Consider the following 24,370-nt stretch of genomic DNA (forward strand, 5'->3'; position numbering starts at 1 on the left):
TGATGCGTTTTAGATTGTAGACAACCTTAAATTGCCCCTCCAGTGTCATCTTGATGGAACGGGCCCCTTTTTTGCGTCTTTTGAAATGGAAGGCTTTTAGGATTATTTCTTTTACCTGTTCATCTTTCTGATCTCTATGCTTCCTCTTTTCCTCTGATCCGGCAGACCAGTACCTGTAATAGCCGCTTCTGGACACCCCAGCCATCTTACATAAATTGTTCACCATGCGCTCGAGTTGATATCTCTGAATAACGGAACGGATCAGGATATATTTCTGGTCAGGTGACAATGTTAGTTGTCGCTCAGCCCCCTTTCCGCAAAGCGGATCTTTTTTAACAGTTCGTTCTCCGCTTTCAATAAGCGGTTTTGAGCTTCCAGCCTGGCGTTCTTCTCCTCCAGCGTCAGTTCCCTGGTAAGAGGCCTGCCCGATGATTGGCTTCTCGTATCCTGCAAACCCAGGGCACCGTTTTCCCGGTAACTCGCGCGCCATCTGTTTCCAGAGGATTTTACTCTTTGACGTCCGATGACGTTTACGTCGAACCCGCATTCTTCAAATATCTCCCTTGGCAGCTTGCCCTTCTTATTTTCTGTGATAAAGAGTTGCTTGAATGCATCGGTATAAGTGATTCCTTTCGAACTAACGGATTTCACATACGGATTATTGGTTAATTGCTTGATTTCGTTTTCTGTAAATGTCTTTTTACTCATGATCATGTCCCCGTCCCCAATTTTCTTCAATAAACACAAAATACCCTACAGAGAGACTTTTTTAAAGTGTCTACTCTATAGGGTACAGTTTAATTAGGCGGTTGTTTTTGCAATCTTACGGAGAGAGAGGGATTCGAACCCTCGCACCACTTGCGCAGTCTAACCCCTTAGCAGAGGGTCCCCTTGAGCCACTTGGGTATCTCTCCAAGAATAATGGCTCCCCGAACAGGACTCGAACCTGTGACAACTCGATTAACAGTCGAGTGCTCTACCAACTGAGCTATCAGGGAACGACAATTGTTAATTTATCATGAATGTTTGCTCAAGTCAAGCGCCAGCAGCTTCAATTTTCCCTTGCAGTGGCCGCACACAAACCGCCGCGGATCGGTCTTCCGCTTGCGCAAATATTCGGCCCTGCAATCGACGCAAACAAGCTTATATCGATAAGGCTCCCTCCGCTGTAAGGCAGACGGCAGCGATTGGCAATACCGCGTCCCGCCTACCAGCGTGAGCAGCTGTTTAAATTCGTCGTCGCGGTGCTGATACCCGGACCCGAGCAAATGCAAGTGATAATGGCACAGCTCGTGCTTAATGATTTTCTCCACATCCTGCATGCCGAATTGCTCATACTGGTGCCAACTGATCTCGATATCGTGGCTGCGTGTGAAGTACCTCCCGCCGGTCGCCCTCAACCTGCGGTTAAACCTCGCCTTATGCTCAAAAGGACGTCCAAACGACGACAGCGAAATTTGTTCGACCCACTGCTGCAGCTGCCGGTCATCCATTTCCCATGTTCCCACCCCTACGTTCTTCTCTATACATATGCATTCACTTGAATTGTAACCGCAGGTTAGGCTAAACTGTCAAGTAGGAATCTTCATAAATTTGCCCGAAACGCGATTCGCTATACGATAGGAGAGATTAAACTTCATGTCCAATAAAAAATACGCCCTGCTGCAAAGAAACGAACAGCTGGAATTCGTGGAAATGCCTTCCACTCATATGTACCAGCTCGCAGCGCTGAACCAACGCTTACATAAAGAGCTAGACAAATTAACGGTATCCGGCATTCCCGCGCTTCCGTACTTTATCGCAGAGTTTGAAGGGCTAGAAATTATACGTCCCGGCTACGAGCTGCAGCACGGCCTGGATTACATCAATCGGCTTGAGCAAACGTTCGCCGCTCTGCAGCAGCAAGAGAAACAATACCCGCTCGTTTCCCTCCTCACGGAAATTCGCGCCCTCCAGGCTCAGCTGGAGCAATGGTACGAAGAGGAAGAAGAACTCGCCTAATCATGAGGACCTGCACCCCATAGCCCTCTCGCCCATATGTTAGTCGTATAGCAGTTAGAGGGAAGGGGCTGATGGGCTTGCCACAATGGCTTTGCAACCAACTGATGCGTGCGTTTTACAACAAAAACCGGCGGCAAATTCGATTGCTTAACGACTGCTGGTATTTTTACCGCACCCGTAAATCCGAATCCGATTCGTCCGCATCCAACTTTCAACCTTAACATCAACAAACACGCCAACCGTCAAATAGAGCATATGCCAGACTTAAGGGAACTTGCCTCCATTTTCCCTTGTTCCGGCCTATGCTCTATTTTATGCCACTTAAGGCTTTTTCATCGTAAGCCCGACGCGGCCTTTTTTCGTATCGATATTCAGCACCCAGACGGTGACGACGTCGCCAACCGAGACGACATCCATCGGATGCTTCACGTACGAGTTGCTCATCTGGGAGATGTGTACCAGCCCGTCGTTCTTGATCCCGATATCCACGAATGCGCCGAAGTCAATGACATTGCGCACGGTACCCTTCAGCTCCATGCCCGGCGTCAAATCCTCGAGCTGCAGCACGTCGGTGCGGAAAATCGGCGCCTCCAGCTCCTCCCGGGGATCGCGACCCGGACGCAGCAGCGAGTCCAAAATATCCCGCAGCGTCGGAACCCCGACACCCAGCTTCGTTGCCAGCACCTCCGGCTCCAGCCGCTGTAGCATCGACTTCAGCTCCTCACTGCCCAGCTTCGCCAGCTCCAGCTTCAGCTCCTTGAACAGCCGGTCTACCACCGCGTACGACTCCGGATGAATCGGCGTATTATCGAGCGGGTTAGCCCCGTCCGGAATACGCAGGAAGCCGACGCACTGCTCGAACGCCTTGGCGCCGAGGCGAGGGACTTTTTGCAACTGCTGCCGGTTCTCGAATTTCCCGTTCTCATCGCGGTACTTCACGATGTTCTTCGCCAGCGTACTGTTAATCCCCGAGACGTACGACAGCAGCGAAGGCGACGCCGTGTTGACGTCGACGCCGACATGGTTCACCGCCGACTCGACGACGAACGTCAAGCTTTCCTCCAGACGCTTCTGCGACACGTCATGCTGGTACTGCCCGACGCCGATCGCTTTCGGCTCGATCTTCACAAGCTCCGCGAGCGGATCCTGTACCCGGCGGGCGATCGATATGGCGCTCCGTTCAGCCACGTCCAGATCGGGAAACTCCGACTGGGCCAGCTTGGAAGCCGAGTACACGCTTGCCCCCGCCTCGTTCACGATCAAGTAGGCCAGCTTGCGCTGCTTGATCTCTCCGATCAACCCGGCGACGAACTGCTCCGTTTCCCGCGAAGCCGTCCCGTTGCCGATGACGATCAGCTCTACGCCGTACGCGTCGATCAATCGTTTGAAGACCGCCTTCGCTTCGGCGACTTTATTATTCGGAGGCGTCGGGTACGTGACCGCGATCTCAAGCATTTTGCCGGTATCGTCGACGACAGCCAGCTTACAGCCCGTCCGGAACGCCGGGTCCACGCCAAGCACGACCTTCCCCTTCACCGGAGGCTGCAGCAGAAGGTTCCGCAAATTTTCCGCGAACACCTCGATCGCTTTCTCCTCAGCCTTCTCGGTCATCTCACCCCGCACCTCGCGCTCAATGGAGGGAGCCAGCAGCCGCTTATAAGCATCCTCGACCACCGCCGCAAGCGTATCGCGTACAATGGAGGGTCCCTTCAACAGCTGTTTGCCAATGTAGTCGTGAATACGTTCTACCGGCACCTCCAGCGTTACTTTCAGCACGTCCTCCCGCTCCCCGCGATTAATCGCCAGAATGCGATGCGGTGGCAGCTTGCGGACCGGCTCCTGGTAGCTGTAATACATCTCGTACACCGACTCCAGCTCGGCATTCTTCGCCTCCGAGCGCAGGATGCCCTGATCAAACGTATACTTGCGCACCCATGCGCGAATTTTGGCGTCGTCGGCCACTTGCTCCGCTATAATGTCCATCGCGCCCTGAACGGCTTCCTCGGCCGTCTGAACGCCTTTGTCCGAATTTATGTATTTCGATGCTTCCGTCAGCATATCGCCCTGCCTAGGCTGCGACACGATCCACTGGGCGAGCGGCTCCAGCCCTTTTTCCTTGGCGACGCTGGCGCGGGTTTTACGCTTTTGCCGGTAAGGGCGGTACAGATCCTCGACCTCCTGAAGCTTCACAGCTTGTTCGATTGCCGAACGCAGCTCGCCCGTCAGCTTCCCTTGCTCGTCAATAAGCCGGATAACCTCCAGCTTCCGATTCTCCAAGTTGCGGAGATACGTCAGCCTCTCTTCAATGTCCCGCAGCTGATTCTCATCGAGCTCCCCCGTCATTTCCTTCCGGTACCGCGCGATAAAAGGAATCGTGTTCCCCTCGTCAAGCAGACCGACCGTCGTTTTGACGCGTCCGCTTCCGATCTGGAGCTCCGCCGCAATCTGCTTCAGGATGCGTTCCTGAATCGCAGCCTTCATCTCCGCTGTCAATTCGAAGGCTTGACGCTCCTCCTGCTGTTCCGTTTGAATCGTTTGCTCTTTGGCCATCCGTACGACTCCTCCCGACATACGAAAAAACGAGGGCCCCTGTACGCCCCCGCTTCATACGCTGTTTTAAAACTCGATTAGTCCGACGCTAATCTGCAAAGCTTCATCGACCTTGCGCATGGTTTCTTCATCCAAGTGCGTAATTTTGTCCGTTAGACGCTGTTTATCAATCGTCCTGATTTGTTCCAGCAGAATGACCGAGTCCCTGTCAAAACCGTGCGCTTCCGCGTCAATCTCCACGTGCGTCGGCAGCTTGGCCTTCTGAATCTGCGCCGTAATCGCCGCCACGATCACCGTGGGACTGAAGCGATTGCCGATATCATTCTGAATAATCAGAACAGGCCGAATGCCCCCCTGCTCCGAACCAACAACCGGGGAAAGATCCGCGAAAAAAACATCGCCACGTTTGACAATCACTCGCTACACCCCGCTAACCAGACGGTCAAGCGTATGATCCGCTTCTTCCTCCGCCTGAAATGCTTCCGAGGCCATGTTAAGGTTAATTTTCGCCATTTCCATGTACCCACGCTGCATCGACTCGCGCAAGTGTCTTTTCTTGCGTTCGACAAGGTAAAGTTTCATGGCCTGACGGATAAATTCGCTGCGGTTGGAGTTCTCCTTCTCGACCAGATGGTCGACTTCCTCCAGTAAATAATCCGGCAGACTGATCATGATGCGCTTCGTGTTATGAGCATTGGCCACCTGTTCATGCACCCCCAAGAGACATACCAAAAGCTTATTTCCATTATGGCAATCTTCCAGAAAAAATATACAAGACCAATATATGCGCCAAGTATATCAATTATGCTATACCCCCGATAATCACATGAGTATGTGCTATACATATTCGCGGAAAAACAAGAAAATCCTCTCAATGGCATGCAAAAAATAGAGTGGAAATTGTCACCAGTACCTATTTCTAGCGTTCATGCTGCGAATTTTGCCGCTCGCTGTCGGCCAAGCCCATGAACGAGCGCTAGTGCCGATAGGGATGATGCGGCATTTGCAGCCCATCCGCCCGCTTAGGCTTCCCGTTCCCACATATGCCTGAGCAGCGGATTCACCGACCTTACGACCCGCCCGTCCTTCACATACACCCGCGGGACGCGGTGGGAGATCATACAGACGATTTCGTAGTTAATTGTACCGAGCCAGCTTGCGTGCTCCTCTGCCGTGATCCTCTCGCTGCCTTGAGCTCCTAGGATTACAACCTCTTCTTCCATCGAAATATCGGCAATACCCGTCGCGTTTACCATGCACTGATCCATACAAATCCGGCCCACGACCGGCACCCGGCGTCCCCGTATGAGCACCTCGGCCTTCCCGGTCAGCATCCGCGAGTACCCGTCCGCATACCCGATCGGCAGCGTCGCGATCGTCTCCTCGCCGCTCGTCCGGTAGATCGCCCCGTAGCTGACGCCCTCGCCGGCAGGCACCTGCTTCACCATCGCTACGCCTGTCTTGATGCTCAGCACCGGCTGGAGAGCGACCTGCTGTTTATTCACTTCCTCGGACGGATACAAGCCGTACATGCCGATGCCTAAGCGCACCATATTGAACGTATATTCCGGCAAATCAATCGCCGCGGCGCTGTTGCCCGCATGTACAAGCGGAAATTCGAACCCTTGACCGCGGAAATGTTCCACGACCCGCGCAAACTTCGCGTACTGTCCAAACGTATGGCTTTTGTCCGTTTCGTCAGCGCAAGCGTAATGCGTGAACAAACCTTCGACCTCGATCCCCGCCGTCCGTCTCGCCCGTTCAATAAAACGGATCGCCTCGTCCTCCGGACCAATCCCGAGACGATTCATACCGGAATCCAGTTTAACATGTATCTTCAGCGGCCTGGCGGCGGATTCAGCGGGCTGCAGCCGCTCCCAGGCGTCCAATATTTCATCCGTATATACATTTAGCGTAATATCGTGCTCCCAGGCCGTCACAAGCCCTTCCGGAGGCGTATAGCCCAGCACCAGCATCGGTGCCGTAATGCCCGCTCTTCGCAGCTCCAACCCTTCATCAAGAAAAGCGACGGCGATGTACTCCACGCCATCCTGCAGCGCCTCGCGGCACACCTCAACCGCCCCGTGCCCATAAGCGTCCGCTTTCACGACCGCCATCATCCGCACATGTGCAGGCAGCACCGCCCGGAACGCCTCCAGGTTGTGACGCAGCGCATCTAAACTTATTTCTACGCGTGTAGGTCTATAAAAAGAATCCACATATTCCACCTTCTTCTGCCTCTTTGACCCTACCTATGTTAATCCGACTACTCCCGGCTGTCAACAAACAGAACCCTGACAACTGACTGAGATGGAACCGACTCCTTGCTTAATGAACAAAGCGGACCTTCGTGTTTACTGCTGTATCACAAATACAGTATAATGATTACATTAGCAAACAAAAGGGGGTGAACACATCGAGCGAACAGGTGCTGCACTTGATCCTTGATGAAATGCGGGAGATTAAGTCGGATGTGAAGCAGGTGCGGTCCGAGCTTGCTGATGTCCGTTCGGAAGTTACAGAGGTTCGTGCTGAGGTTACAGGGATTCGTTCCGAGCTTGCAGAAGAGCTTCTGTCACACACTCCCAAACGAAACAAGGTTTGCTTCGCTGGAACGATGCGTGTATCTAAGCCTTATTGGAGAGACTCTTTCTTTAAACCGTATTCTTTCAGGTCTTCTTCTTACTTTATGATGATGGCAAAATCCCCATACCATGATTTGGAACAGGAAAAGAAGCCTCCCCTGGCTCCGATTATGCAGCCTAGAAAGACTTCCTGTGTGTAGTTTTTATTGGGATTTGTAATATTTATCTGCTTGCTCCTCCACCACTAATTCCCTGTTTGCAGCCTTCACCTTGCAAGTATTCCGAAATTTTTACTTACCCATTTCTCCTTGTACCGCTTGAGCCACCTTAATCATCTCCGTCACAGGCAGGTCGCCCGTGGACAAACGGAACTCCACACCGTCATACGTCCAAGTCAACGTCTTCTTATCGTCGCCCGTCACTACGCCCAGCGTAAAGCCCAGATCCAGAATATCCCCCGGCAAAATAGACACCGTTTTCTCCTGAGGACGCGACTCGATCAACGAGTAGTTGTACTTACCTGAGTAGCGCAGCATGACCGCTTTCTCTTCGCCAAGCTTCAGTTCGGTTGTATCCTGCTTCTTTACACCGCTCGGGATGTAATTCGGTTCGATGATCCCGAACGATTGCTGCTTGTTGGTATTGCCGGCAGCAGCCGATTTATCCGTCGTTTTACCATTCGCGCTGCCCGCTTGACCGCTGCTTGCCTTACTGTCGGACCCTTGAGCTCCGTTTGCTGCTTTATCACCGGTTGCTTGCCCGTTAGCAGCCTTATCCGTACCTTGCGTATCGGCTGCTCCAGCTTTATCTCCTTCATGGTCATGACCCAGCGTCGGCAGCGTCTTCATATCCCAGCCCGTCATGTTGCGCTGCATATCAAATTGGTCCTTCTCGAACTTCGTGCCGAATTCAAACTTCTCGAATTTAACAACAACCATGACATTATTGTTCGTGTCGGACACTTCCACATGCTGCGGTGCATAGTTTTTCTTATCCAGCCACACCTTCTGGCGGGCTAGCGATCCGTTCTGGTAGTTCGCGGCTACGTCGAACACATACGATTTATCGTCCGTCGTAAATTGACGCTCGTTATCCATCAGAATGCTTTGCACGAGCGACTGGTACAAGTATACCTGTCCTTGATTCTCCGGCCAATCGCTCTGGAAACGGAAGCTTTTGTTCAAATGCGGCGTCAGCACGAACACCCCGTCATCGTTGCGCAGCACGATCTGGGTGATGTCCTTCTTCGCATTCGTCAGCGCGATCCGATAGTACGACTCCGCCATATAGCAAACTTCGACCGAATACTCCTGCGGCTCCGTCCCCGTATTCAGCGTCATCGTGCCTTCGGCATGATAGCTATCCAGCTTGTTGACGATGCTGTCCAATTCCCTTACAACCGAGCCTGCATCCTTCTTCCCAAGTAATCCGCATCCCGAAAGCACCAAGCTCAAGCACAACGTCAGAGCTACCGCCCATTTAAATCGCCGCATTGCTCTCATCCCTCCACCACATTGTCATTGTCCAACTTGATAACATGTCTATGTGGGGACTTGGACGATTATGCGGACAAAGTTGGGGGAGGAAATAAAAACTCCTATAACCGGCCGGTTATAGGAGTTAATACGCATTCTTATTGATGAATCCATTGATAATGGTTTTCCAGATGATCTTGATATCAAACAAAAAAGTCCAGTTTTCAATATAAAAGATATCGTACTTAATACGATCCTCAATCGATGTGTCGCCGCGCAGTCCATTGGATTGCGCCCAGCCCGTAATTCCAGGCCTAATATGATGCTTAACCATATACTTCGGAATTTCTTCTTTGAATTGCTCGACGAAATAAGGTCTCTCCGGCCGCGGTCCAACCACACTCATGTGGCCAAACAACACGTTGAAGAACTGCGGCAGCTCATCAAGGCTAGTTTTGCGTAAGAAAGCGCCGAACTTTGTCTTTCGTGGATCATCTTCCGTCGTCCACTTCGTATCTGATGAAGCTTCACTTTGCACCCTCATTGATCGGAATTTATACATCATAAAGTTTCGTCGATTTAAACCGACACGCTCTTGTTTAAATATAACCGGTCCAGGCGAAGTTAGCTTTATGCCAATGGCAATCAATATCAGCAAGGGCGACGTCATAATTATCGCAGCTAGTGCGAAAGTTATATCAAATACACGCTTGAAGAATCGATTTTGGAATTCATCGAGCGGAATATCCCGCACGTTAATCAACGGCATACCTGCAAAATTATCGAAGTAGGGCCGAGAAGGTAAGTAATCGAAATAATCGGGAATAATCAGTGTCTTTACGCCAGCTTTTTCGCAAATATTGATAATTTGACCATACTTCTTATGGGCATTTAACGGAAGCGCGATGATAACTTCATCGATCAGGAATGAGCTTAAAATTTGTTCCAAATCTTCAATTCGACCTAGGATCGGTTTATAGCTTTCGAACCCAGCCTCGTGCTTTTGCTGAAAATCATCAAGAAAACCGACTACCTCGTACCCAAGCTCCGGATGTTGCTGGAGATTTTGGTAAAAGTTTTTACCCAGTGTGCCTGCACCTAAGATTAACAAAAATTGCTTGTTGAATCCTCTTTCCCTTAGACGTTTCAATGATGATTTGAGAATATATCTGTAAAAGCTTACAAGTAAAATATTATTGACAAGAAATAATAAAAGATAAGAACGAGAAACGTCCAGTTCTTTAAAGATAAAGAGTAAACTAAGCAAAATCAATAAACTAATTGTATAAACTTGAACAATGGTGAAAAGCTCGTAGGAGAACCGTTTCTTTCGCTTAGGTGTATAAAAATTAGACAAGTACCCAATGCCCACAACAAGACAAGCGTATACGACACTCCATAATGCGTAATTCTCTATCGGGAGGGGATTCTCGTAAGGAATCCATCCGCTTCGGAACTTCAACCACCACGAGAACAGGAATACAACCTGAATACAAACAAAGTCAGTCAATGCATAAATTTGGGATAAAAAACCTTGACTTCGTCGTATAATATGCGCTCACCTCACTTCACCGATCCGAATCTGTTGAGCAAGATTGATATAGCTAATTTCATTGCTATACCAGTATACACCATGGCATTGACTATAAATGAATATTTTTTTTCATAATGCTTTTTGTGAAACAAATACATCGCTCTGTGGAACTCATAGATGATCTTAAACGGCTTTCGCCGACTGCTTGCGCCCTTATAATGTGTAATTTGGGTATAAGGATAATAATGAATCCCCCACCCTGCTTCTTTTATTCTATAACACCAATCAATATCTTCGCCATACATAAAAAAATCCTCGTCGAGCATTCCAACCTGATCGATTGTCTCGCGGCGGACCATCATGAAGGCACCTACAAGACAGTCCACGGGATAGTCTTTGTCAGGATCAAGATAGCTTAATTGGTATTGGTTAAAACGTGGCACATTTGGGAAAAGCTTCGAGATACCGAAGGCATAATAAAATGAAGCCGATGGTGTTGGAAATCCCCGTTTGCAAGCTTTATCTAATTCACCGTTCGGTAAAACAACTTTACAACCGCTCGTACCGACCCTGGGATGCTCATCCATAAAACGAATCATTATATCCAGTGTGTCAGGCTGAACGACCGTGTCTGAGTTTAGTAAAAGCACGTAACGTCCGTTCGCTATATAGATACCCTGGTTATTTGCCTTTGAAAAACCGACATTAGCAGTATTGGCTATCAAATGTACCCTAGAGAATTGTTGCCGAATTGATTGTACGGATAAGTCAGAAGAGTCATTATCAACCAAAATAACTTCATACTCATAGTCTGTTATAGAAGAAAATACAGACTGCAAGCAGTTGAGCGTTAATTCACATGTATTATAATTAACAATAACAATACTTAAGTCCATAAAACTCTCCGATCATCCAAAACATGTACTCTCATTATAGCATGAATAACTGCCAATAGAATGAGTGGTCTTACGGCACTATTTGAAATAAATGTAAATATCCTTATGCTGCACTCTGCGCTTACTCTGAATTTTTTTTCTCTTACTTAAAACTACCTTCCAGTTTAAAAGAAAAGCCCCCCATGCACCTAACACTTTGGGTTCTCTTATTAAAAAATAACCTAAACTCATAATTTCATATCCAAGTAAGGGAAGAATGTGCTTTAATATATAGAAAGCATTTTCGTTTTTGAACATCATTTTATATCTATTGATATAAGAATATCTTCGAATTCGGAGTGGAATATTAGCACGCGAATTTTTTTTCCAGCCACGGTTGTGATAGGCTAGTGCATCGGCAGAATAATAAGCTTTCCACCCGAGCAGCCTACCTCTCCATGCAACATCAATATCCTCTTTATATGCAAAAAAATCATCATCAAAAAAACGACCATCCATGCTTATATCGTTGATCATAACGCTCGAATAGAGCGCCGCCGCACCCGATACGCCGAATACGTCTCCTCCCTGCGCCCAATGGATGGAAGAATCCCCTGTACCGCGATCGAAAAATCTTCTGGATTTGGTACATATCAAACCGGTACTATCAATTTTTTCAGGCTCATCTTTTAGAAGGAGCTTTCCCGTTGCACTTCCGACAGATGTATCCTTCTCCATTTCAAGAACCAGATGATGCACATAATCCGGATGCAGGACGACATCCGGATTAAGGATCAAGTGATAGTCACTCGAGTGCAGTAATAATGCTTGATTATGTCCTTTGGCAAACCCTACGTTTTCCTGGTTGAGAACCAATGTTACCTTACCTTGGTAAACATTTAAGATCTGTCTAGTTTTATCCTTTGATGCATTGTCAATCACTATAATACGATCAATAGGGTAGGTTTGCTGTAAAATCGACTCAATACAATCTTTTATAAAGCTTTCGCTGTTAAAAGTAACAATTTGAACGCTGACTTTTTTCACTCTTTATGTCACCCTAACTTCGCAAGAAAATCCCGTAATGCATCTCTCCAGTGCCTCATATCCTCAAAACCATTGGTCCTTATAGACAAATGATCCATTACGGAATACTTGGGCCGAGGAGCAGGCCGAGGAAATTCTTCAGTTGTACAAGGATCAACCGTTATGTTTATCCCACGTTCTTCAAAAATCGCTTTTGCAAATTCAAACCATGAACAAACCCCAGCATTGGAAGCATGATAAATACCATATTTCTCAGTGCTAACTAATTGAAGGATGAACTCCGCCAAATCTGCTGTATAGGTTGGCGATCCGATCTGGTCGTGAACAACCTTTAATTGGCTTCTTTCTTGAGCTAATTTAAGCATGGTTTTAACAAAGTTATTTCCATGGAGACCAAATACCCATGAAGTCCGAACAATAAAAAACTTGGAAGATAAATTTTGAACAAGCCATTCTCCCGCACGTTTCGATTTGCCGTAGACTCCGGTTGGATTCGTGTTATCGTATTCCGTATAAGGCTTACTCGCTTGTCCGTCAAAAACATAGTCCGTACTAATGTAACATAATTTGCTTCCAAACTGTTCTGCAGCCACAGCTAAGTTACGCGTTCCCACTGCATTCACAGCATATGCTTGATCTTCATCAGTCTCGGCTTGATCTACAGCTGTGTATGCAGCACAATGCACGATCACATCTGGCTGAATTTCGCTAATTTTGGATATACACTGCTCTTGGTCGGTAATATCCAATTCATTTCGTGTCATGCCCCACACATCATGCTGCTGTTGTTGAAATAAAGATACTACATCTTGCCCCAATTGCCCCTTTGCCCCAGTTACAAGTACCTTCATTGCTGAGTACCTAGTATGGAGGCATATTGTTTGGAATAGTACTCCTTATATGCACCCGACTGAATTCTTTGCCACCATTCCCTGTTCTCGAGATACCAGTCTATCGTAGCCTTAATTCCCGAATCAAAGTTATACTTCGGTTCCCACCCGAGTTCACGAGTAATTTTTGAAGCATCTATTCCATACCTGCGATCGTGGCCTGGACGGTCTTTTACATACTGAATTAACGTTTCTGGCTTGCCTAACTGATTCATTATGGTTTTTACTATTTGAACATTCGTTCTTTCATTATTACCACCGATATTATAGACTTCCCCATTAATTCCTTGATGCATAACGAGATCGATTGCACTGCAATGATCCTCGACAAATAACCAATCCCTAATGTTTAATCCATCCCCATAAACAGGAAGCTGCTTGTCATTCAGCGCGTTAGCAATCATAAGAGGGATTAGTTTCTCCGGAAATTGATACGGACCGTAGTTGTTAGAACAGCGAGTAATATTCACATTCATGCCGAAGGTTTCATGATACGCTCTCACAAGTAAATCTCCACCGGCTTTGCTTGCCGAGTAAGGACTGTTAGGCGAAAGTGGAGTCTGCTCCGTAAAAAGCCCCTCTTCACCTAATGATCCATAAACTTCATCTGTAGAGACTTGAACAAACTTAGAGACTTTATGCTTTTTGGCAGCATCAAGTAGAACTTGAGTACCAAGAACATTCGTTTTAACAAAAACTTGGGGATCTAAAATACTACGGTCAACATGGGATTCCGCCGCGAAATTGACAACTACATCAATACCTTGCTGCTCAAAGATGCTCTCAATGAGTGAGCTATCCGTAATATCCCCTTTAATAAAGGTGTATTTCGGGTTGTTTTGAACAGCAGCCAAATTTTCCAAATTCCCGGCATAGGTTAATGCATCTAAATTATACAGATGATACTCAGGATATTTTTCAAGCATGTACATCACAAAGTTACTGCCAATGAACCCGGCTCCACCGGTAACAAGCACTTTCATGAAAGACCTCCGTTATTCGAAATTATTCTCAGCATCTTTGAGCAGCGGATGTTTGCCGTCTTTTTCGGAAAGAATTGGGCTCGTTACCGGCCAATAAATTCCAAGATCCGGATCATCCCATGCAATACCACGATCATGCTCCGGCGAATAATATTCGTCCACTTTATACAACACTTCGGTATTGGAAACTATAGTACAGAAACCGTGAGCAAACCCTTTAGGGACCAGGAGCTGCCTTTTATTAGCTGCGCTTAAAATAACACCTACCCATTGTCCAAAGGTCGGGGAGTTTCTCCGGATGTCGACGGCAACATCGTATATAGCTCCTGTAGCCACACGGACCAACTTAGTTTGGGCCTTGGGATCAAGCTGGTAGTGCAGTCCCCTTAGAACACCGGGTTCGACGGATAAGGAATGGTTGTCCTGGATAAACTTATAATCGAGTCCCAGTTCATTAAATTTTTTTTCATTGTAGCTTTCTAAAAAGAATCCGCGATTATCGCCAAATACGGAAGGCTCCACAATCATGACGCCCTCTAGCTTAGTTTGTATAAGCCGCATCTTAACACCACCTACAGTTTTAGCCTTCCAAACTCTTCGCTGAATATTAACTCTTTAGCTAACTCGTTTGCCTTCGAAAGGGACTCGTGTGTACCGGCGTCAGTCCACCATCCTTGTAGAATATCATAAGTCAACTCATTACGTTGGATATATGCATTGTTAACATCGGTTATTTCAAGTTCACCACGACCGGAAGGCTTCAAAGTTTTAACAATGTCAAATACATGGCTATCAAACATATAAATCCCTGTCACAGCAAAATTACTTTTAGGTCGCTCTGGTTTTTCTTCAATAGAGATAATATGTTCCCCTTGAAGTTCAGGAACGCCATATCTTTTAGGATCGTGTACTTGTTGGATTAAAATTTTTGCTCCACCTTTTTGTTCTATAAAGTTTTTCACATATGGAGCTATGCTGTCTGAAAAAACATTGTCCCCTAGAATGACGACCATTTGATCGTCCCCAACAAAATGTTCCGCCAAGCCTAGTGCTTGGGCTATTCCCCCCGCCTCATCTTGCACTTTATAAGTAAAGGTAACTCCCATTTGTTTGCCGCTGCCTAATAGATTGACCACATCACCCATGTGATCTTTGCCTGTCACCACAAGAATGTCATTGATTTCCGCTTCTTTCAACTTAGCAACTGCATGGAAAATCATCGGGTACTTCCCAACCGGTAATAAATGCTTATTTGTCACTTTGGTTAGAGGATAGAGACGAGATCCTGTACCACCTGCAAGAATAATTCCCTTCACTTGATCACCTGCTCCTATTTTGTGATATCATATTTATTCTGGAATAAATTCCATAATATTTTCAATAATAATAAATTTCCTCGAAGTGGGCTAATCTTAGTTGGTATTTTGCCAAGTGGATATGTCCGGGTAACCGGTATTTCTACTACATTAAAACCAAGTTTCGGTGCTTGCTTTGAGAGATATGCTAACAATTCATAAGTATCGAATATACTCCTAAATGGGCTTACTCTTGAATCTAATAAAAAACGCCTCGAATGTCCCCTGAATCCATTCGTTGTATCTGTATATTTATATCCCGACACAAAGGAAATAAATGGTGCATGGACAAGTTTTATAGCCAGCTTTCTTGTAAGAGGTGTGTTTATTTCTTTACCACCTTCAATGTAACGCGAGCCTTGGATAAAATCCATACCTCGTTCTAGTTGTTCAATAAATAAGGGAATGCTTTCTACACTATCTTTATTGTTTCCATCGATTGTAATAACACCTTCATATCCTTCATTTAATGCGTAAGCAAAACCCATTCTCAATTGAGCACTCAGTTTTCCTTTGTCTTTCTTAATTAATAATGTACGAACGCCATGTGCCTTGAGAAAATCGTGCTCTAGCGAGTTGTCTGTACTTCCACCGTCTAGAATGATAATATCGATCATTTCAGCAAATGGCTTCATTCTGGCTAGTTGCTTTTTAATCTTTTCTCCTTCATTTATAACTGGAATACACACACAATATTTATGCTTTCTAGTAGTAAAAGTATGGTGATCAAACTTGGGAATTTCCCACTCTGCATTCATTTAAAACCTCCTCCCTATTCACTGAGTAACTCTAGAAGTACACGCTTCTAACATATTCTAGTGCACGAGAAATTGCGGCTACATTATTGGAATGAAGATTATTCTTCATCTCTATGGATAACCATCCATTATAGCCTAGGCTCCTTAATGAATCAGCAATTGCTGCATGATTACTTTTTCCCACCATATCTAAAAAGGGTTCGCTAATATGAAAATGTCCTATATGGGGCAGGCATTGTTCAAAAATAGACAAGGGTACTTCTTCATTAATCAGCATGGTTCCTGTATCAATTTGCAGCTTGATACCTTTGTTATCTACTTGTCTTACAAAATCTAATCCATCCATAGTGTTAGTGATAAAGTCACATCCATATTGTTTCGGATTAGCCTCAATACAAATATATACACCGTGTGAATACGCAATATCCCCTAATTGATTAAAGAATATTAGTGCTTTTTCCTGTGCAAGAGCGGGATCTAGCGTACCTATTAGTCTATTTTTAGGCGAACCGAAGACTAAAGCTTTTGCAGATAATTGACTAGCTACTTTAATAATCTTCTCTAAGTATACCATCATTTGATGGCTGGATTCATCGAAGACTGATAAATGATTTTGATTAAATAATAAAGATTGCATGGCGATAATACTTATCTCTCTTTGTTTCCAATAATGCAGATAATCTCGAATTACTTCATCACTGAGCTTGTTCAGGTCAGGACAAATCTTTGTAGGAGCAACCTCGATACCTGTGACATTGTTGTCTTTTAAAAGGCTGGCTATTTCATCATTTTCATTTGAATCCCAGGCTATATTAGAAACGGCTAGCTTCATATACGGCTCTTCTCCATCTCAACTAGTTCACGGATTTTCAGAAAGATCTCGTCCTTGGACATCATGTAAGGTTGCCCGTCATTAAATTGACCTGCATGCAGACTTTTCATATCGTAATAAACAGGTGGTTTTTCGGTAATATTATTAAAAGTAAGACCAAAGCAATTTGAGGCCACTTCTTCAGCAGAAACAGGTTCCGTTGAAAAGTTTACCAGATTTATTCCTCTTTCCTTAATAATCTGAATATCCATCCACAGGCGGGATAAATCATAAAACTGAAACACACTTTGATAATGCGTTAGATGTAGACAATTATTATGAATTAAATCATATATAAAGTTTTTTTTCAGGCCTTCGCCAAACAACCCCGGCAATCTAATGATGAAACTATTGGAAAAATGATTTCTTACGAATTGTTCTAGAAAATATCGATGCTTTCCATAAGGTTCTACATCATATGGATGAATTTCTGAAGATTCATCCACATTGATTGGACTCTTGTATACATCAACTGTCGAGATTAAAATAAACTCGTCAGCTTTAATCGTTTCCAGATGAGACATTAACATATTCACATTCATTAAATCTTGTTGAGGCTCTTGGTTAGCTTTCCATTTGACGGCCGGTGCACCAGCGCAGATAACCGTCTTGAAGCTTTTTCCTCTTATTTCTTCAATGTTTTTTGAATTATACAGCTCATCGAACTGATACTGCTTTGTCAAAGTTGACCCAACAAATCCGGTATAACCAATTAATGCACTATTCATATAATCCTCCGGATAAATAATTAATTACTGGATTTGGTGACATTTGTTTATTCAATGACGTTCTTGACTAACAGCAATTTCCTGCCTTACTGCGATTTCTTGCTTTACCTCGGTTACATGAGCTTGTTTTGAATTTGCCTTTTCAACTGACTGTGTTGTATAGAAAGGCCGGTCCTGAATTTCTACTAAGATCCGAGAGATATATTCACCCAGCATCCCAACAATAAAAAACAAACCTGTAAATCCAAAACTGATTAATATCATAAGTGTAGTCCAGCCCTCTACTATATTCTTATTAAAAAAGTAATTAAAGAAGGCATATCCGGCCATAAACAAGCTAAACAATAAGAATATAATCGAAAAATAATGCGATAATTTCAAACCGATATTTGAGAAGGATACAACTACATCAAATGCCGTGCTAATATTCGCTCTATTTAATTCCGATCTTTTTTTAGATCTCCCAACCTGAGACTCATACACGAGCACGGTTTTGGAATATCCTATAAAAGAATACAATGCTTTTCTATAGCGAACTTTTTCCTTCAAATTTAACATAGCATTGAGTGCTCGTCTGGAAACTATTCGTGCGGTTTCGGTTGTTAAATCCAGCTTCAAATAAGAAACTTTTTTTACTAAATTATAGAATACTTTAGATGTCCATGGTATGCCATGCGCCGGCGAAGCAGCTACAATGTCATAAAGGGCCTTTTGATACAATTCTACTATTATATCAAGGGGATATTCAAACCTTGTAGTCTCCAGTTCGAAAACAAAATCACCCATAGATCTCACTAATCCAGCCATCATTGCTTTCTCAATGCCATGCTTACGAGCTAATGAGACAATAATCAGATCCCCAGAGATTTCGGAACTTGCTTGCCTAGCCCTTTCTAATGTCTGATCTTGGCTTGCATCATTTACCAAAATAATTTCGTAATATTCAAATGAATTTTTAAGAATAAGATTTAATTGGCTAAGTCCTTCTTTAATCGTATCTTGTTCATTATGAACGTAAAGAACAGCGGATACAAAAACCTTTGCCTTCACTTCAAAACCTCCTCTAAGTCATAGATTGTATTAAACTTTCCAGATAGAACCGATATGAATATAGGATCGGTAGATGAAAACTTAACTATAGTAGGTCTTGAATCATCGATTTCAGATGTATCGAGTATAGTTTTAACTGCGAACAAAGATGAATGGTAAGCCACTTGTATTTCTGAGTTTAGGTATTTTTTCGTCAGTTGCTTCATTCGAGGCCATGCAGTTACAGGACGATATAAACATGAATTACAATTCTGTAATTGAGAAGTATCACAGTCCTTCCTCTGAGATTGACAAGAAAAATCAGGGAACGAACTTTTTGATGTCTCATGTGGAGTATCAAATACTGATGTTAAAGAATGTTTTCCAGAAAACCCAAAAGGCATAAGGGAGAAAAACGGCCCATCCATAACCGTAATTCCTGTCTGTTTAAAATTGGGAGATACATCAGTTAGGATAACTTCACAAAGCTCATATTTAGTTTTGAAAAGTTCATAGCCGAAGTAACTCAATATTTGATTAACACTTGCATAAGTAGCGTTTAACACTTTGTCACTTTCAATGAATCGTCCATTATTTAATTCTATCAAATAACTGCTTTCTTTAATCTGTGCTTTCCTGATGAAGCTGCTCAAATACCAAGTGACATGGTTAATTTGATTAAGTTTATCCATAAACCAATTTTTGATTACGACAGCATCATACGTGTATTCATCTGTTTCAAAAGCACATTCAACCGTTCCGGCATTAAAATATTTCCTGTAATTTACCTCCTCGGCTGCAATTCCTACATGATTACAAAAACTTAAAAACTGTTCCGCATTGGTTAAAGAATCATACATAGATATAGCATAGACTTTTCGAAATTGTTTGTGGATTGCAAAAGCAAATTCTTGGTTAAAACGATTATAGTATTGTGCTGATTTAATGGCAGTCGAAACACTTCTAGGATAATGATATCCATTATGAACACGTGCCTGATTAATATAGCTTGCCCTCTGCAAAGGTTGCGAATCAATTTCGATTAAAGCAACTTTATAACCTTTTTCCCCTAGAAATTTTGCAGCGTATAGACCATAAATCCCCGCTCCAAAAATTACGTAGTCAAATTTTTCATTTAACATTAAGGCATCCCCTTGCTTTTATAAGAACAATATAAACGTACCCGCAATTAGTAATAATATACCAAATATCTTAAGCATGCCAAGCGGCTCATTAAATAATATAACAGAGATCAACACTACACCTAAAGTGGTAAGTGCTTGTGAAACAGGTGAGATTCTACTAAGCTCCCCCCTAGAAATAGACATGACATAAAACAAGAAGCTGATCCCGTAAAAAAAAGCTCCCCCCCATATCAATGGGTTACTGACAATCTTTACAAAGAAAGAAAGGGTCACAGTTTCAAAACGAATACCGGTTACCGCTTGTTTTAACATAGCTTGTGCGGCTAGATTAAAGATTAAAGCGAATATTAACAGGAGAAATGTCATCATATAACCTCTTATCTTATCAATTTCAAATATTTAATATTTTTAATTTTAAAAGGCTCTTTCAAACCATCGACATCTAGTCTGATATAATTTATATTTTCATTAAGCAGCCACGACGGATCGGAGCCCATAGGGAGCAGGAAAGTTCCTTCATTTCCATTGAAATAAAAAGAATTCTGCTCCCTTATGATGCCATCTTGGTCCCAATATACTTGGAAACGAAATCCTTGTTGATCTTGTTCTTGCAATTCTATAGTGAATGCAACAAAATCAACATCCATACCACGGATAGCTGAAGAAAACCTCCATGTTAAGTAGGGATCATCCCCTACAATGTGACTCCAACCATTTGCATCATTCGTAATTTGATTAACGTGTTCTAGTTCTCTTTTTATAGGAATCTCAGAAAATCTATTCGACATATTTGCATAATTCCTTCCCCAAATAGAAGGAATAAAAACCATATCTTTTTGTGAGAAAACTTTCTTGAGCTCTGCAATTTGATTCAATGGTTTATTTAAACCCATTTGTTCATAACGATCAGCTCGCAGCAAAAATTGTAGGTTTTTAGCTGTATAGAACTGATACCCTTGTTCCAGAAACCATCTATACACACGATAAGATCTCAATGAGGATGGTCCTCCGTCATGTCTTATCGAAGGGCCGATAAAAACAACGGGCGGATTTTCCTTTTCCAGATGCTTTATCATTTTTTCTTGTATTGATTCATTCGCCGCTAAATAATCCGCTGAATATAAAGAGGGTACCTTTTTTTCCAATAAATAATACAGCAACGATCGATTAGACAGATCCGCAAATGTTTCTCCATCTTGAAGTAAGCCATCCATTGTATCTTTAATTCGGATTAACTCATCCAAACGATTTTGGTCCACAAAAATGGTTCCTAAATGAGACAAACCAATCGTCTTACCATCAACTAAAGCTAATTGACTTGGAACCGAAATCGGTTTAATCTCTTTCTCAACATATTTACTGTAGTCTGTAATAACAAAAATACTGCCCAATCCAACAGTAAAGCCCAAGAAAATAACCGTGCCTAAGCTTAACATACGATATTTATGCTTAAAAATCAGTAAAAAAGGAAGAAGCCCGGAAATACAGAAAAGACTCACAGACCCAGAACGATTCATTGAAACAGGATCTATTCTCCCCATGCTATAAGGAATTACCATGAAAAGGAATATAATAAAACTTATGAGAAAAAATGTAAATTCCCTGTTACTTTGAGATTTCTGCTCGCCAATTGACTTAAACAAAAGTATAAAAAGCAAAAGTAAAGAGCCTAACCATCCTCCTACCCTAATCGCTTCCCAAACCAATCTATTAACTTCTATCGAATTAAACCATTGAGGGAACCAATCTGGGACGATTTGTAGATTTCCAAAAAAAGGGACACCATAGGCTTGAGTATTAGATGATGCATTATCTAGCAAAAACGTTATCGTCCCTATTATTGGCGATATTAATAAACATGCAATAATTAAATGAACGATGATTGCTAAGAACATTGCTTTCTTATGATCGATAATATACTGCTTATCCTGCTTGCTTTGTAACATCTCTACAAATTTAAAAATCATAAAAGGCAGTATAGCAAGGGTCAGGGCGGTGCCCACCGTCGGATTGTAAAAACAGTGTAGAGCCGATAACCAAAGCCACAAAGTAATACACAGCTTTTTTTGTATTTTGGGATGAAAGAGTATTAGCATTATGGGTATAACTAGATAAAATCTACTTAGAATCGTAGAAGAAGCTATTGGCAAATAAATAACCGAGTACAATAGCCCCCATTGTTTTCCATACAATTTAGATATTATCGATATGATGATAATTCCAATAAGAGCTGGTATAACCATGAGCGAATAATTAAAAGATGCTATCGTTCCATCATAAAGAACACTGTTAATACCACTGTATAGCATCCCGAGCAATCCTTGAACAGAAACAAAATCAACATTATACGCTTGTTTGAAATGAAAGATCTGCTGCCAAGGTAACAGTATTTCCCCCATATGAAAATCATCGTATAACAGAGTACTTGCTATAGGCGTGGAATAAAGAACCGCTAAAGATACAGCTATTAATGAAGGTGTTGATATGGTAGATTCCCAATGGTCTAAATTTGTAGACCGCCGCTTCATTAAATGAAAAATTTGATACATAATAAATAAAGCAATTATGCTACCGATGATTATCTCCGTCTTTTTAGGGATGATCTTAACTAACTTGTTATCGTAGAAGTAAAAACCATTGGTATAATTTAAGAGCAGTAAAGGTAAAAAAAGTTGAGATATTAAATTGACTTTTGTAAATAAATAATTAAAGGATTGTGGTTTTACAAATGTTAACATTAAATAAAAAGTCCAGGATACAAGAACGGCGATAAGAGGAACATGCTTTAGGTTCTGTACATTATGGGAATCTGAGAAATAGAAATACGCGGTGATAATCCCTACCGTTGCAAAGAAAATCAGAACACTTGAAGATAGTATGTTTTTGAAAATTACATCCTTATTTTTTGAGGTTTTTAAGTTATTGATTACAATCGAAGTACCTATCGCCAACAACAATACTCCAATAAGATACCCCTTAGAATATTCTTTAGAAAATAGACCTACGGCTAGAACATAAGCTGCTATAAAGAAAATAAACTGAACTCTAAACGATAAAAGTGAGTGTGCTAATGAATCGGAATATCTAATACTGATTTCTTTATCACCCAAAAAAGTATTGCAAAACCTCACAAATACGGGAAAGAGTATAAAGAAAGACAAAATGAAAGAAATAATAAAAAGATAATCCAAGTCTTTGAAATAATCCGACCATGTGATATTACCTACAACTATATCGGAATAAGCTTGTTTATAGCCTTTTATTTGGTTATATATAAGGTTAGATAGAAAAAAGGAAACAAACAAGCTACTTATAACAGATATATAGAGACATAAATTCGATAAAGGAACCCATTTTTTCAACATTATATTGTGCTCCATTCAAAATCTAATAATTTCAGGCGCATAAATTGTTATTTTGTCATTTGGATTAAGCTGCTCAATATCAAATCGAAGGCTACGCAAAGTATAACCTTCTTTCCAATCATTATGAAACCCTACAGGCACCAACATTTTACCATTAACGACCATAAAATGATAAGATTTCTCTTCCAAAAAACCGCTATGGTCATCTTCCCAGAATACTTGACCCTGCAGCAGTCGGTTTTCTCCAGTAAACTCGACCTGCAGCAACAGCATATCCCCTGCTTTCATAACCATGCTCTCGGACCGCCATATTACATAAGGGTCTGAGCCTACACTTAACAAACTATTCTTTTCTGAAGTAAGGTCATTTACAGCAGCATATTCATTGTTCAGCGGAATTTTTTCTTTGTAGTCACGTTCATTTAATTGATTTGCGAGATCCCTTGGAATGTTACCTAGTTCTTTGTTTTTGAAAATCCCCTGCTCTTTCGCTTGGCTCAAATTTTTTAATTCAACTTGGTTTTGATTTCTTTTCAATAAATATTCGATAACATTGTGGTTGCCTGTGGCATAATAGGTCAGTCCTGCAACACTTAAGAATGTAGCTACAAAAATCAATAAAAGTCTATAAGAAAATAATTGTTCGATATTCAAAATAGTGATGAAAACCCGATAGGAAATTACAATAAACGGAATTACCAGTATATATAAGTACCTTCCGATTAAAACATCTACATCTTGAGTAGTGGTGCCGTAAACGAGCAATACAATGCTTAACGTTGTCAGTAAATAAAATAAGGATAAGAGCAAACGTGTACTATCTTCAAAGAACAGATGACTCTTCAAATTACGAGAAATCTGATATAAACCAATAAGAAATACCAAACCCAAACAAAAACTCAATCCGTTAACTAATAAAACCCCTACGTCATAAATTCCTGACCACTGCACTTCTTGAGGAACCCAAAAACTATAAAACAAATAGGGAATTTTTTGTATTACGAATTCCAAGCCCAGATCTATTTGGTTAGGATTGACAATCCTTTTTACAAAATCAACATGTTCTCTAGTGCCCGTTAATGCATGATAGTGATAAACATTAAACACAAGCCATGGTAAAATCATAACACCAATAATCCCGACATATTCTAAAAAAAATCTATAATGCTTTTTTAGTAA

Annotated in this window: 24 protein-coding genes, 2 tRNA genes and 1 pseudogene; 3 read left to right on the forward strand and 24 right to left on the reverse strand. The window is 42.7% G+C overall.

The window, feature by feature from the left end:
• The 4 genes and pseudogenes from FKP33_RS27880 to FKP33_RS24660 all read right to left on the reverse strand — a co-directional run.
• Positions 1-714, reverse strand: a pseudogene (locus FKP33_RS27880) (HTH domain-containing protein); the annotation flags it as partial.
• Positions 715-826: 112 nt separating this feature from the next.
• Positions 827-914, reverse strand: a tRNA-Ser gene (locus FKP33_RS24650).
• Positions 915-922: 8 nt separating this feature from the next.
• Positions 923-998, reverse strand: a tRNA-Asn gene (locus FKP33_RS24655).
• 18 nt (positions 999-1,016) lie between these two features.
• Positions 1,017-1,493, reverse strand: a complete 477-nt coding sequence (locus FKP33_RS24660) for a SprT family protein (protein WP_141336630.1) — start codon at positions 1,491-1,493, stop codon at positions 1,017-1,019.
• Positions 1,494-1,638: 145 nt separating this feature from the next.
• Between FKP33_RS24660 and FKP33_RS24665 the strand changes: the two genes are divergently transcribed.
• The gene (locus tag FKP33_RS24665; RefSeq protein ID WP_141336612.1) at positions 1,639-2,001 is read left to right on the forward strand and encodes a hydrolase/acyltransferase; all 363 of its coding nucleotides are present in this window, start codon (positions 1,639-1,641) and stop codon (positions 1,999-2,001) included.
• Between the two features lie 77 nt (positions 2,002-2,078).
• The gene (cmpA, locus tag FKP33_RS24670) at positions 2,079-2,222 is read left to right on the forward strand and encodes a cortex morphogenetic protein CmpA (protein WP_127609707.1); all 144 of its coding nucleotides are present in this window, start codon (positions 2,079-2,081) and stop codon (positions 2,220-2,222) included.
• A gap of 100 nt (positions 2,223-2,322) precedes the next feature.
• Here cmpA and FKP33_RS24675 read toward each other — a convergent pair whose 3' ends face one another.
• The 4 genes from FKP33_RS24675 to alr all read right to left on the reverse strand — a co-directional run bounded on the left by FKP33_RS24675 (position 2,323) and on the right by alr (position 6,770).
• Positions 2,323-4,551, reverse strand: coding sequence for a Tex family protein (locus tag FKP33_RS24675; protein WP_141336613.1), 2,229 nt, complete (start codon positions 4,549-4,551; stop codon positions 2,323-2,325).
• Between the two features lie 66 nt (positions 4,552-4,617).
• Positions 4,618-4,968, reverse strand: coding sequence for a type II toxin-antitoxin system PemK/MazF family toxin (locus FKP33_RS24680; RefSeq protein WP_010494553.1), 351 nt, complete (start codon positions 4,966-4,968; stop codon positions 4,618-4,620).
• Positions 4,969-4,971: 3 nt separating this feature from the next.
• Complete coding sequence (locus FKP33_RS24685) at positions 4,972-5,253, reverse strand: CopG family ribbon-helix-helix protein (RefSeq protein WP_054796896.1); 282 nt, start codon at positions 5,251-5,253, stop codon at positions 4,972-4,974.
• Positions 5,254-5,573: 320 nt separating this feature from the next.
• Positions 5,574-6,770: an alanine racemase gene (gene alr / locus FKP33_RS24690; RefSeq protein ID WP_054799557.1), complete on the reverse strand. Its 1,197-nt coding sequence runs from the start codon at positions 6,768-6,770 to the stop codon at positions 5,574-5,576.
• A gap of 131 nt (positions 6,771-6,901) precedes the next feature.
• Between alr and FKP33_RS24695 the strand changes: the two genes are divergently transcribed.
• Complete coding sequence (locus FKP33_RS24695) at positions 6,902-7,336, forward strand: hypothetical protein (protein ID WP_141336614.1); 435 nt, start codon at positions 6,902-6,904, stop codon at positions 7,334-7,336.
• A gap of 90 nt (positions 7,337-7,426) precedes the next feature.
• Here the strand turns inward: FKP33_RS24695 and FKP33_RS24700 are convergent, their stop codons facing one another.
• The 16 genes from FKP33_RS24700 to FKP33_RS27355 form a co-directional block, all read right to left on the reverse strand.
• Complete coding sequence (locus tag FKP33_RS24700) at positions 7,427-8,629, reverse strand: outer membrane lipoprotein-sorting protein (RefSeq protein ID WP_141336615.1); 1,203 nt, start codon at positions 8,627-8,629, stop codon at positions 7,427-7,429.
• 127 nt (positions 8,630-8,756) lie between these two features.
• Entirely contained in the window at positions 8,757-10,163 is a 1,407-nt protein-coding gene (locus FKP33_RS24705) for an undecaprenyl-phosphate glucose phosphotransferase (protein ID WP_141336616.1), read from the reverse strand.
• A gap of 11 nt (positions 10,164-10,174) precedes the next feature.
• Positions 10,175-11,041, reverse strand: a complete 867-nt coding sequence (locus FKP33_RS24710; RefSeq protein ID WP_141336617.1) for a glycosyltransferase family 2 protein — start codon at positions 11,039-11,041, stop codon at positions 10,175-10,177.
• 78 nt (positions 11,042-11,119) lie between these two features.
• Positions 11,120-12,067 carry a glycosyltransferase family 2 protein gene (locus FKP33_RS24715; RefSeq protein ID WP_141336618.1) on the reverse strand — a complete coding sequence of 316 codons (948 nt, stop codon included), beginning with the start codon at positions 12,065-12,067 and terminating at the stop codon, positions 11,120-11,122.
• 8 nt (positions 12,068-12,075) lie between these two features.
• Positions 12,076-12,918, reverse strand: a complete 843-nt coding sequence (rfbD, locus tag FKP33_RS24720) for a dTDP-4-dehydrorhamnose reductase (protein ID WP_141336619.1) — start codon at positions 12,916-12,918, stop codon at positions 12,076-12,078.
• Positions 12,915-13,940 carry a dTDP-glucose 4,6-dehydratase gene (gene rfbB, locus FKP33_RS24725; RefSeq protein WP_141336620.1) on the reverse strand — a complete coding sequence of 342 codons (1,026 nt, stop codon included), beginning with the start codon at positions 13,938-13,940 and terminating at the stop codon, positions 12,915-12,917. Before rfbB ends, rfbD begins: the two co-directional genes overlap by 4 nt.
• A 12-nt stretch (positions 13,941-13,952) precedes the next feature.
• Positions 13,953-14,501, reverse strand: coding sequence for a dTDP-4-dehydrorhamnose 3,5-epimerase (gene rfbC, locus FKP33_RS24730; RefSeq protein WP_141336621.1), 549 nt, complete (start codon positions 14,499-14,501; stop codon positions 13,953-13,955).
• An 11-nt stretch (positions 14,502-14,512) separates the two neighbouring features.
• Complete coding sequence (locus tag FKP33_RS24735) at positions 14,513-15,256, reverse strand: sugar phosphate nucleotidyltransferase (RefSeq protein ID WP_141336622.1); 744 nt, start codon at positions 15,254-15,256, stop codon at positions 14,513-14,515.
• A gap of 14 nt (positions 15,257-15,270) precedes the next feature.
• Complete coding sequence (locus tag FKP33_RS24740; protein WP_141336623.1) at positions 15,271-16,053, reverse strand: glycosyltransferase family 2 protein; 783 nt, start codon at positions 16,051-16,053, stop codon at positions 15,271-15,273.
• 31 nt (positions 16,054-16,084) lie between these two features.
• The gene (locus tag FKP33_RS24745) at positions 16,085-16,885 is read right to left on the reverse strand and encodes a sugar phosphate isomerase/epimerase family protein (RefSeq protein ID WP_141336624.1); all 801 of its coding nucleotides are present in this window, start codon (positions 16,883-16,885) and stop codon (positions 16,085-16,087) included.
• Positions 16,882-17,652, reverse strand: a complete 771-nt coding sequence (locus tag FKP33_RS24750) for an NAD-dependent epimerase/dehydratase family protein (RefSeq protein ID WP_141336625.1) — start codon at positions 17,650-17,652, stop codon at positions 16,882-16,884. The genes FKP33_RS24745 and FKP33_RS24750 overlap by 4 nt, the downstream gene beginning before the upstream one ends.
• A gap of 51 nt (positions 17,653-17,703) precedes the next feature.
• Positions 17,704-18,702 (reverse strand): glycosyltransferase, encoded by a 999-nt coding sequence (locus tag FKP33_RS24755; protein WP_141336626.1) that lies wholly within the window; start codon positions 18,700-18,702, stop codon positions 17,704-17,706.
• Entirely contained in the window at positions 18,699-19,823 is a 1,125-nt protein-coding gene (locus FKP33_RS24760) for an FAD-dependent oxidoreductase (protein ID WP_141336627.1), read from the reverse strand. Before FKP33_RS24760 ends, FKP33_RS24755 begins: the two co-directional genes overlap by 4 nt.
• Before the next feature lie 18 nt (positions 19,824-19,841).
• A complete protein-coding gene (locus FKP33_RS24765; RefSeq protein ID WP_141336628.1) occupies positions 19,842-20,195 on the reverse strand; it encodes a DMT family transporter in 354 nt (117 codons plus the stop codon).
• Between the two features lie 8 nt (positions 20,196-20,203).
• Complete coding sequence (locus FKP33_RS24770) at positions 20,204-23,191, reverse strand: hypothetical protein (protein WP_141336629.1); 2,988 nt, start codon at positions 23,189-23,191, stop codon at positions 20,204-20,206.
• Positions 23,192-23,206: 15 nt separating this feature from the next.
• Positions 23,207-24,370 (reverse strand): hypothetical protein (locus FKP33_RS27355; RefSeq protein ID WP_181410273.1); only part of this gene is annotated, 1,164 nt, incomplete at its 5' end.

It is taken from the genome of Paenibacillus sp. tmac-D7 (genome assembly GCF_006519665.1).
Classification (GTDB): Bacteria; Bacillota; Bacilli; order Paenibacillales; family NBRC-103111; genus Paenibacillus_G; species Paenibacillus_G validus.

What these genes read in the sequence shown, in the direction of transcription:
- FKP33_RS24660 (WP_141336630.1), bottom strand. Translation starts at nt 1,493, where the DNA reads ATGGATGACCGGCAGCTGCAGCAGTGGGTCGAACAAATTTCGCTGTCG.
- FKP33_RS24665 (WP_141336612.1), top strand. Translation starts at nt 1,639, where the DNA reads ATGTCCAATAAAAAATACGCCCTGCTGCAAAGAAACGAACAGCTGGAA.
- FKP33_RS24675 (WP_141336613.1), bottom strand. Translation starts at nt 4,551, where the DNA reads ATGGCCAAAGAGCAAACGATTCAAACGGAACAGCAGGAGGAGCGTCAA.
- FKP33_RS24700 (WP_141336615.1), bottom strand. Translation starts at nt 8,629, where the DNA reads ATGCGGCGATTTAAATGGGCGGTAGCTCTGACGTTGTGCTTGAGCTTG.
- FKP33_RS24710 (WP_141336617.1), bottom strand. Translation starts at nt 11,041, where the DNA reads ATGGACTTAAGTATTGTTATTGTTAATTATAATACATGTGAATTAACG.
- rfbD (WP_141336619.1), bottom strand. Translation starts at nt 12,918, where the DNA reads ATGAAGGTACTTGTAACTGGGGCAAAGGGGCAATTGGGGCAAGATGTA.
- rfbB (WP_141336620.1), bottom strand. Translation starts at nt 13,940, where the DNA reads ATGAAAGTGCTTGTTACCGGTGGAGCCGGGTTCATTGGCAGTAACTTT.
- rfbC (WP_141336621.1), bottom strand. Translation starts at nt 14,501, where the DNA reads ATGCGGCTTATACAAACTAAGCTAGAGGGCGTCATGATTGTGGAGCCT.
- FKP33_RS24740 (WP_141336623.1), bottom strand. Translation starts at nt 16,053, where the DNA reads ATGAATGCAGAGTGGGAAATTCCCAAGTTTGATCACCATACTTTTACT.
- FKP33_RS24745 (WP_141336624.1), bottom strand. Translation starts at nt 16,885, where the DNA reads ATGAAGCTAGCCGTTTCTAATATAGCCTGGGATTCAAATGAAAATGAT.
- FKP33_RS24750 (WP_141336625.1), bottom strand. Translation starts at nt 17,652, where the DNA reads ATGAATAGTGCATTAATTGGTTATACCGGATTTGTTGGGTCAACTTTG.
- FKP33_RS24760 (WP_141336627.1), bottom strand. Translation starts at nt 19,823, where the DNA reads ATGTTAAATGAAAAATTTGACTACGTAATTTTTGGAGCGGGGATTTAT.
- FKP33_RS24765 (WP_141336628.1), bottom strand. Translation starts at nt 20,195, where the DNA reads ATGATGACATTTCTCCTGTTAATATTCGCTTTAATCTTTAATCTAGCC.
- FKP33_RS24770 (WP_141336629.1), bottom strand. Translation starts at nt 23,191, where the DNA reads ATGTTGAAAAAATGGGTTCCTTTATCGAATTTATGTCTCTATATATCT.